This is a genomic window from Mesorhizobium sp. M1A.F.Ca.IN.020.06.1.1 (genome assembly GCF_004023265.1).
Lineage (GTDB): Bacteria > Pseudomonadota > Alphaproteobacteria > Rhizobiales > Rhizobiaceae > Mesorhizobium.
Map to the genome: position 1 here is coordinate 1 of NZ_RZSR01000143.1, position 8,875 is coordinate 8,875.

General features: G+C 63.0%; 9 protein-coding genes and 1 other RNA gene. 6 read left to right on the forward strand and 4 right to left on the reverse strand.

Going from position 1 to position 8,875, the window contains the following annotated elements; all coding sequences use genetic code 11:
• Together dnaX and ffs are read right to left on the reverse strand one after the other, a co-directional pair.
• Positions 1-729: DNA polymerase III subunit gamma/tau (dnaX, locus tag EOA60_RS09115; RefSeq protein ID WP_128311263.1), on the reverse strand; the 729-nt coding region annotated here is incomplete at its 3' end.
• Positions 730-835: 106 nt separating this feature from the next.
• Positions 836-932, reverse strand: an RNA gene (gene ffs / locus EOA60_RS09120) — signal recognition particle sRNA small type.
• Positions 933-1,112: 180 nt separating this feature from the next.
• Here ffs and EOA60_RS09125 point away from each other — a divergent pair.
• The 3 genes from EOA60_RS09125 to EOA60_RS09135 are packed head-to-tail and all read left to right on the forward strand — an operon-like array spanning position 1,113 to position 2,826.
• On the forward strand, positions 1,113-1,532 hold the full coding sequence (locus EOA60_RS09125) for an HIT family protein (protein WP_066996253.1): 420 nt from the start codon (positions 1,113-1,115) through the stop codon (positions 1,530-1,532).
• Between the two features lie 39 nt (positions 1,533-1,571).
• Positions 1,572-2,513, forward strand: a complete 942-nt coding sequence (gene nudC / locus EOA60_RS09130) for an NAD(+) diphosphatase (RefSeq protein WP_095824247.1) — start codon at positions 1,572-1,574, stop codon at positions 2,511-2,513.
• Between the two features lie 10 nt (positions 2,514-2,523).
• On the forward strand, positions 2,524-2,826 hold the full coding sequence (locus tag EOA60_RS09135; RefSeq protein ID WP_095777526.1) for a Dabb family protein: 303 nt from the start codon (positions 2,524-2,526) through the stop codon (positions 2,824-2,826).
• Positions 2,827-3,095: 269 nt separating this feature from the next.
• Here the strand turns inward: EOA60_RS09135 and EOA60_RS09140 are convergent, their stop codons facing one another.
• Both EOA60_RS09140 and EOA60_RS09145 read right to left on the reverse strand, forming a co-directional pair.
• Positions 3,096-3,959 carry a prephenate dehydratase gene (locus EOA60_RS09140; RefSeq protein WP_066996244.1) on the reverse strand — a complete coding sequence of 288 codons (864 nt, stop codon included), beginning with the start codon at positions 3,957-3,959 and terminating at the stop codon, positions 3,096-3,098.
• Positions 3,960-3,985: 26 nt separating this feature from the next.
• Positions 3,986-4,714, reverse strand: a complete 729-nt coding sequence (locus EOA60_RS09145) for a 3-deoxy-manno-octulosonate cytidylyltransferase (protein ID WP_067324478.1) — start codon at positions 4,712-4,714, stop codon at positions 3,986-3,988.
• Positions 4,715-4,901: 187 nt separating this feature from the next.
• Between EOA60_RS09145 and EOA60_RS09150 the strand changes: the two genes are divergently transcribed.
• The 3 genes from EOA60_RS09150 to EOA60_RS09160 form a co-directional block, all read left to right on the forward strand.
• Positions 4,902-5,603, forward strand: a complete 702-nt coding sequence (locus EOA60_RS09150) for a cytochrome c family protein (RefSeq protein WP_095799305.1) — start codon at positions 4,902-4,904, stop codon at positions 5,601-5,603.
• 156 nt (positions 5,604-5,759) lie between these two features.
• Positions 5,760-7,637: an extracellular solute-binding protein gene (locus EOA60_RS09155; RefSeq protein WP_067324474.1), complete on the forward strand. Its 1,878-nt coding sequence runs from the start codon at positions 5,760-5,762 to the stop codon at positions 7,635-7,637.
• A partial coding sequence (locus EOA60_RS09160) for an extracellular solute-binding protein (protein ID WP_164899239.1) occupies positions 7,637-8,875 on the forward strand: 1,239 nt, incomplete at its 3' end. The genes EOA60_RS09155 and EOA60_RS09160, both read left to right, overlap by 1 nt.

The following is an 8,875-nucleotide window of genomic DNA, read 5'->3' on the forward strand; positions in this document are numbered from 1 at the left end:
ATCGAGGATGGAGAGCGAATCGCGCGCCGAGCCCTCGGCGGCCCGCGCAATCATCGCCAAAGCCTCATCATCCACGGAAATGCCTTCCTTGGCGGCAATCGAGGAAAGATGCGCGACGAGCGCGCCGGCATCGATGCGCCTCAGGTCGAAGCGCTGACAGCGCGACAGAACCGTGATCGGCACCTTGCGGATCTCGGTGGTGGCGAAGATGAATTTGACATGCGGCGGCGGCTCTTCCAGCGTCTTCAACAGGCCGTTGAAGGCCTGGGTGGAGAGCATGTGCACTTCGTCGATGATGTAGACCTTGTAGCGGGCCGAGACCGGCGCGTAGCGGACGCGGTCGATGATGTCCCTGATGTCGTCGATGCCGGTATGGGAAGCCGCGTCCATCTCGATGACGTCGACATGGCGGCCTTCCATGATCGCCTGGCAATGCTCGCCGGGGGTCGAAAGGTCGACGGAGGGTTGGTCGACAGTGGCGGTTTTATAGTTCAGGGCGCGTGCGAGAATGCGCGCCGTCGTCGTCTTGCCGACACCGCGCACGCCGGTCAGCATCCAGGCCTGGGCGATGCGGCCAGTGGCGAAGGCATTGGTGAGCGTGCGGACCATCGGCTCCTGGCCGATCAGTGCGGAGAAATTGGAGGGGCGGTATTTGCGCGCCAGCACGCGATAGGCGCCGGCCTTACCTGTCTCCAGGCTTTCTGGCCCCGAATTTCCGGCTTCGCTCATTCGCCGTCAAAAGCTCCAAGGACCGCGACGGAAGGCGGCCGATTCCTGCGCATAGTCTCGCCCGCACGGCTCGGCGCCGTCAATGTCGCGGGAGAAAGGCGAAGAGGCGGGAGGCTGGAACAATGACCCGTTCCGGGCTCGTTAGGGCTGCTTCCTTCCGGACCTGACCCGGTTGGCGAGTGGATCGTCCACCACCAACCTCCCAAGCTCCATATCGGCAATTCAGCGGCGAAATGCAAGGGTCGTAGTGGATCACCGGCCAGGCCATGCGGTGCAGACGACCTTCAAATCCGCAGGAGCGGTCAATGATTCGCTTGCAGCCACCTTGCCGTCGCTCTAGCGTTCAGGGTTTGAAGCATTCTCGAAAAGTGAGGGAAACGCCCATGCTGCCTGGCCTAAAGGCCGGTTTCACACTGGACGCCCGATTGGAGGCGGACAGTGAGCAGCTCATGTGGCTCGGCCTGTGCGAGCTCCGGCTGATGAACGATCGCCGCTGGCCGTGGCTGGTCCTGGTGCCGCAGCGGCCGGGCGTGGAGGAAATCCACGACCTGACGCCGCTCGACCAGACGATGCTGACCTTCGAGACCAATATGGTGGCGCACGCGCTGAAGCGGGTGACCGGCTGCACCAAGATCAACACCGGGGCGCTCGGCAACATCGTGCGCCAGCTGCACGTCCATGTCATCGCCCGCAGCGAGAGCGACCCCGGCTGGCCAGGGCCGGTCTGGGGGCATGGCATGCGCGAGCCGTATGAGCGGTCCGACATCCGCCGGTTTGCCGAAAAGATCAAGGCAGCGCTATAAGCCCATCAGTGTCCATTCCTGCCCCTCCTCGAGTCTCCTATGAACTTTCGTCTGTTTGACGCGCCTTTGCGCGAGCCGAGCCAATTCGTCGGTTTCGCCGGCAACCGGATCGACCGGCAATCGGAAAACCGCGCCGACGACGCGGTCGAGAAGGCGCTTGGCGAGCGATCGGCGCGGCTGATGCTGATGCATGGCGGCAGGCTTTATCTGAAGCTCGACGACGGCAAATTCGACCCATGGTTCGAAGCGGCGGAAAGCCAGGCCTTCGAGGTTTCGCTCGACGGCGGCGTGCTGCTCGGCCTCTCGGAGAGCGGCCCGGTGCTGGCCGTGCCCGCCGGGATCGAACCGGAAAATCTGCCGGAAACGGTGAAGGCGATCGACTACCGCTCCGTCTATATGCAGGGGCTGATAGACGAAGCGGCGGCCGGCGCGCTGGCCCAGGGCGCTGCGCTGCTCGCCTGGCATGCCAGCCACGCTTTCTGCAGCAAATGCGGCAATCGCTCGGAGATGCGCGCCGGCGGCTACAGGCGGCATTGCCCGGCCTGCGGCACCGACCATTTCCCGCGCACCGATCCGGTGGCGATCATGCTGACGGCGACGCGCGAGAAATGCCTGCTCGGGCGCGGCCGGCATTTCGGGCCGGGCATGTATTCGGCCCTTGCCGGCTTCATCGAGCCCGGCGAGACGATCGAGGCGGCGGTGCGCCGCGAGACGCTGGAGGAGGCCGGAATCCGGCTGGGCCGCGTCGTCTACCACGCCAGCCAGCCCTGGCCGTTCCCCTATTCGCTGATGATCGGCTGCTTCGGCGAGCCGCTCAACGAGGACATCCAGGCCGACCTGAACGAGCTCGAAGACTGCCGCTGGTTCTTCCGCGATGAGGTGCGCTCGATGCTGGAGAGGACGCACCCGGGCGGCCTGATCACGCCGCCGAAAGGGGCGATCGCCCACCACCTCATCCGCGCCTGGGTCGACAGCGAATAGGAGCCGAGAAATGATCCGTCATACCGTCGTGTTCACGCTGAAGCATCCGCCGCATTCGCTGGAGGCGAAGCGGTTCCTCCACGATGCCAAGAAGATCCTGACGGCGATCAAGGGTGTGACGCATTTCGAGCAGCTGCGCCAAGTGAGCCCGAAGAACGACTATCAGTTCGGCTTCTCGATGGAGTTCGCCGACCAGGCTGCCTACACCAGATACAACGAGCATCCCGACCACGTCGCGTTCGTGCGCGACCGCTGGCTGCCTGAGGTCGAGAAATTTCTCGAAATCGACTATGTCCCGCTCGGCTTTGGCTGAGATTGGATCGAGCGCCGGCGTCTAAGATTGACGCGGAACTCCATGAGGTCGTCATCCCAGGGCGGAGCGACGCGAAGCGGAGCGCAGACCCTGGGGATCCATGCCGTTACCTCAGTCGAGGGGCGCAGCGGAGCAGAATCTGGACCGTCCTAACGCGTTGAAGTCCCGGCATGGATCCTCGGGTCTGCGCCGCGTCGCTTCGCTCCTGCTTCGCCCGTGGATGACGAAGCATCAAGGCCTTTGCCAATCTCGAAGGTCCTAGGAACCACCTAATCGGCGACCTTCCACTGCTCGCGCGACGCGCTTGCCGGATAGACGCCGAGAATGCGCATTTCGCGCGAGAAGAAGCGCAATTCGTCGAGCGCCAGCTTGACCAGCGGATCATCGGGGTGGCCCTCGATGTCGGCATAGAACAGCGTCGCTGTGAAGGCGCCGAGCTGGTAGCTCTCGAGCTTGGTCATGTTGATGCCGTTGGTGGCGAAGCCGCCCATGGCCTTGTAGAGCGCGGCCGGCACGTTGCGGACGCGGAAGATGAAGGTGGTCATCATCTTGGCTTCCAGCGAGGGGCGCTCGGCCCATTGCTTGTTCTTGGTCAGCACGACGAAGCGGGTGACGTTCGAGTCGGTGTCCTCGACATTCTTCTCGATGATGTCGAGGCCGTAGAGCTCGGCGGCAAGCGCAGGCGCAAGTGCCGCCATCGTGCGATCCTTGACCTCGGAGACCATCTTGGCCGATCCCGCCGTGTCGCCGGCGACAACCGGCTTCCAGCCATTCTTGCGGATGTATTTGCGGCATTGGCCAAGGGCATGGATATGGCTGTGCACGCTTCTGATCTCTTCGCGTTTCACGCCCGGCAGCACCATCAGCTGGAAATGGATGGGCAGGAAATACTCGCCGACGATGTGCAGGCGCGATTCCGGCAAAAGATGATGGATGTCGGCGACGCGCCCGGCAATAGTGTTCTCGATCGGGATCATGGCGAGCTCGGCCTTGCCGGTCTCGACCGCGTTGAAGGCGTCTTCGAAGGTGGGACAGGGCAACGGCTCCATCGAGGGGAACATGTTGCGGCAAGCGGTATCGGAATTGGCCCCCGGCTCGCCCTGGAAGGATATTCTGTTGGTCTTTTCAGGCATGCGCCAAGGTCTCGCTTACGGATGTCTCAGTTTGAAAGAATTTGCCTGGCGCGCTCGAGATCGTCGGGCGTGTCGACGCCGAGCGGCAGCGACCGGACGATCTCGGCATCGATGCGCATGCCGGCTTCCAGCGCCCGCAGCTGCTCCAGCCGCTCACGGCGTTCGAGCGGCGACGGCTTCAGCGCCACGAAGCGTTCCAGCGCTGTCCGGCGGTAGGCATAGAGGCCGATGTGGTGATAGAGCGGGCCCTCCCCCCACGGCGCCGTGGCGCGCGTGAAATAGAGCGCCTTCAGCCTTGTCGCCGAGAGCGGCGAGCCGACGATCTTGACCACGTTCGGATTGGTCCTTTCCTCGTCGCGCACAATCTCGACGCCGAGCGTGGCTATGTCGACCGACGGGTCGGCGAAGGGCCGCAGCGATGCGCCGATGATCTCAGGATCGATGGTCGGCAGATCGCCCTGGACGTTGACGATGGTTTCGACCTTTTTCTCCGGGTCCAGCAGGGTGAGGGCCTCGAAGATGCGGTCGGATCCCGATTCGTGGTCCGCGCGCGTCATCACCGCCTCGAAACCGTGATCCCTTACCGCCGACGCGACCGCTTCGGTGTCGGTCGCCACCACCACACGGCCGAGCCCAGCCTCGGCGCCGCGGCGGGCGACATGGACGATCATCGGCGCGCCGGCGATGTCGGCCAGCGGCTTGCCCGGCAGGCGCGTCGAGGCCATGCGGGCGGGGATCAGGATCAATGTCGACATGGGACTTCTGGGACAGCCGGGGAAGCGGATGGAAAAGTGGCAAAACGTCTCACTGGAAGCGCCCTTATAGGTGTTGCAACGACGAAGCAAAAGACCTAGTTTCCGCGCGATTTAACGGGCCCGTTGGGGCCTTCGCTATACCGACGGACGGAGTGGACGGTCCGCCGGAAAAGGGAGCAAGGGGCGTATGGATTCCAACGAAGTCAACAAGCTGCTCGCCGGATTCCTCGGAACCTGTTTCGTCGTCTTTTCCGTGGGCATCGTTTCCGACGGGCTGTTTGCCTCCCCCGCTCCCGAGAAGCCGGGCTTCGCCATCGAGGCGGCCGAGCCGGCCGAAGGCGGCGGCGCTGCCGCGCCCGCGGCCGAAGCCAAGCCGATCGCCGACCTGCTCGCGACCGCCAATGCCGAGACGGGCGCCGCCATTTTCAAGAAGTGCCAGGCCTGCCATTCCGGCGAAAAGGGCGGCCCCAACAAGGTCGGTCCGGACCTCTGGGACATCATCGATCGCCCCGTCGCCGAGCATGAGGGCTTCGCCTATTCGGCCGGCATGAAGGATTTCTCCAAGGGCGGCGCCGAGAAGTGGACCTACGACAACCTCAACCACTTCATCAACGCGCCGAAGAAGTTCGTGAAGGGCACGGCGATGGGCTTTGCCGGCCTGCCGAAGGATGAGGACCGCGCCAACGTGATCGCCTATCTGCGCACGCTGTCGGACAATCCGAAGCCGCTGCCGCAGCCGGGCGCTTCGGCGGAAGCCAAGCCCGCCGAAGGCGCCGCCGCGGCGAAGCCGGCCGCAGGTACGGCACCCGCCAAGCCGGCCGAAGGTGCGGCTCCGGCAAAGCCGGCCGAAGGTGCCGCCCCGGCCAAGCCGGTCGCGCCCGCGCAATAAACATTTCGTCATAAAGACACCTTGGAAAAGCCGGGTTCGTCCCGGCTTTTTTGTTAGGAAAGCCGCATATGCTGAGACAAAAGCCGGCGCTTGCGGTTTTCACCGGCGTCAAATGATCTAGATTGCCGGTGGATACTGTTGCGACGAGGAGAACGCATGACGGTCGGCCGCTCCCGCACGTTTTTCGCATCGATGCTGGCGATCGCCTTCGCCGCCAGCCTGCAGGCCAGCCTCGCTGATGAGTGGCACACCACGTCCTCGCTGACCGGCCCGTCCAAATACGGCGAAAATTTCCAACGCTACGACTATGTCAATCCGGACGCTCCCAAGGGTGGCGCCCACGACTCCGTCGTTGTCGGCACTTTCGACAGCTTCAATCCCTATATCGTGCCGGGGTCGCCGGCCGCGGGGCTCGCCGGGTTCGGCGGCGGCCTGCTCTACGACACGCTGATGGACCAGGCGACCGACGAGGGCAGCGTCAGCCACCCGCTGGTTGCCGAGGCCTATAAATACCCGCCCGACTATTCCTCTGCGACCTACCGGCTCGACCGGCGAGCGAAATGGCATGACGGCCAGCCGATCACCGTCGACGATGTGGTCTGGTCGTTCCAGGTGCTGAAGGCCAACGCCCCCCAATACAACCGCTATTTCGAGAACGTTACCGACGCGGTGGCGATTTCCGACCGCGAGGTCGAGTTTCATTTCAACCAGAAGGGCAACCGCGAGCTGCCCAAGATTATCGGCGATCTGGTCGTCCTGCCGAAGCACTGGTGGGAGGGCACCGATGCCAGCGGCAAGAAGCGCGACATCACCAGGCCGACTCTCGAGCCGCCGCTGGGATCAGCCGCCTACAAGATCGCCAGCTTCAAGCCGGGTTCCGAGATCGTCTGGCAGCGCGTGGCTGATTACTGGGGCGCCAAGCTGCCGGTGAAGATCGGCCGGGAGAACTTCGACACTCAGCGCTTCACCTACATACTGGACGAGAATGCTGCGTGGCAGGCCTTTACCAAGGGCGGGCTAGACGACATCAAGGCCGAAAACAGCTCGCGGCGGTGGGCGACGGCTTACAACTTTCCGGCGGTGAACGCCGGCGACGTGATCAAAAAGGAATTCAAGACCACTTCGCCGGAGCCGATGCAAGCCTTCATGCTGAACCAGCGCCGGCCGCTGTTCCAGGATCGCCGGGTCCGCGAGGCGCTAACCTATCCCTATGACTTCGAGACGATGAACCGAACGCTGTTCTTCAATTCCAACACGCGCACCCAAAGCTATTTCCAAGGTACGGAACTCGCGTCGAGCGGATTGCCGCAAGGCAAGGAACTCGAAATCCTCGAGAAGTATCGCGACAAGCTGCCGCCTGAACTGTTCACCCAGGAATTCAAGCTGCCGGTCTACGACTCACCGCAAGCGGAGCGGAAATATCTGAAGCAGGCTGTCGACCTCTTCGCCCAGGCCGGCTGGGTGATCAAGGGCGGCAAGATGATGAACGCCAAGAGCGGCGCGCCGTTCAAATTCGAGATCCTCGGCACGTCCGACACGGATCAGATCCTCTCCGGCAACTATATCGCCAATCTGCGCAAGATCGGCGTCGATGCGACGCTGCGCATCATCGACCCCAGCCAGTACGTCAACCGCGTCAACAATTTCGACTACGACGTCATCACCAACGTGCTGCAGCAGTCGGATTCGCCCGGCAACGAACAGCGCGATTTCTGGAGTTCGAAGTCCGCCGATTCACCCGGCTCGCGCAATTACTCCGGCATCAAGGACCCGGTCGTCGACGCGCTGGTGGACCGCGTCATCTTCGCCACCGACCGCGACGATCTCGTCGCCGCCACTCATGCGCTCGATCGCGTGCTGTTGTGGAACTACTATACCGTGCCGCAATACTACCGGGCGGTGGTCTGGCTTGCCTACTGGAACAAGTTCGGCATGCCCGAAAAGCAGCCCAGCTACCGTGGCGCCGATATCGACTCCTGGTGGATCGATACGGCGAAGGAAAAGGCATTGACCGCCAAATACAGGGGTAACTGATGAGGCGGCAGACATTGCTTCCTCGTCGCGACTTCCTGGCGCTCGGCGCGGCGGCGACTGCCGCAGCGCTGCTGCCGGGTCGGGCTTTCGCTCAGACCCCGACCGGTGTCAAATTGCATGGGCTGTCGGCGTTCGGCGATTTGAAATACAAGCCTGACTTCGCGCATTTCGACTATGTCAACGTCGATGCGCCGCAAGGCGGCACCTTCAATTTCCAGCCTTTCAACTGGGTCGCGAACCAGACCCCGCTGACCTTCAGCACCCTGAATTCATTCGTCCCCAAGGGCGATGCGCCGCAGCGCACGGAAATGTGCTTCGATGCGCTGATGGTGCGGGCGCTTGACGAGCCCGACGCCGTCTATGGGCTGATCGCCGACGGGGTCACGATTTCCGACGACCGCAACGGCTTCACCTTCTCGCTGCGCCCGCAGGCCCGTTTCCACGACGGCACGCCGCTGACGGCCGAGGATGCCGCCTTCACCTTCAAGCTGCTGAAGGACAAGGGGCACCCAGACTATTCGCTGTCGTTGACGCATCTGGAGGACGCCGTAGCGGTGGACGCCCACACGCTTGAACTCAAATTCTCAGGCAAGCAGGCCTCCCGCACGATTCTCAACGTCGTCCAGATGCCGATCCTGTCGAAAGCCTTCTATACGGCCAATCCGTTCGATTCCTCGCAGATGAATCCTCCGTTGGGTTCAAGCGCCTACAAGATCGGCCGCTGGTCGGCCGGGGCCTGGATCGAATATGAGCGGGTGGCCGACTATTGGGGCAACGATCTTCCGGTCAATCGCGGCCAGAACAATTTCCAGCGAATTCGCATCGAATCCTACCAGAACCGCAACGCCGCGTTCGAAGCGTTCAAGAAGGGCGAGATCCTCTACAGGGAAGAATCCGTTTCGCGTGTCTGGGCCACGGGTTACGATTTTCCGGCTGTCACAGCCGGCAAGGTGGTGAAGCACGAATTCCCGGCGGAAAAGGTGCCTTCCATGCAGGCCACCGCCGTCAATCAAAGGCGGGAACAGTTCCGGGACTCCCGCGTTCGGCAGGCGATCGCACTCTGCTTCGACTTCGAATGGACCCGACGCAATTTCTTCTACGGCTCATATGAGCGCTCGCAGTCTTGCTTCGAGAAATCGGATTTTCGCGCCGAAGGCGTGCCGTCGCCGCAGGAACTGACTTTGCTGGAGCCGCTGCGGGATCAGATTCCGCCCGAGACTTTCGGCGAAGCCGTGACC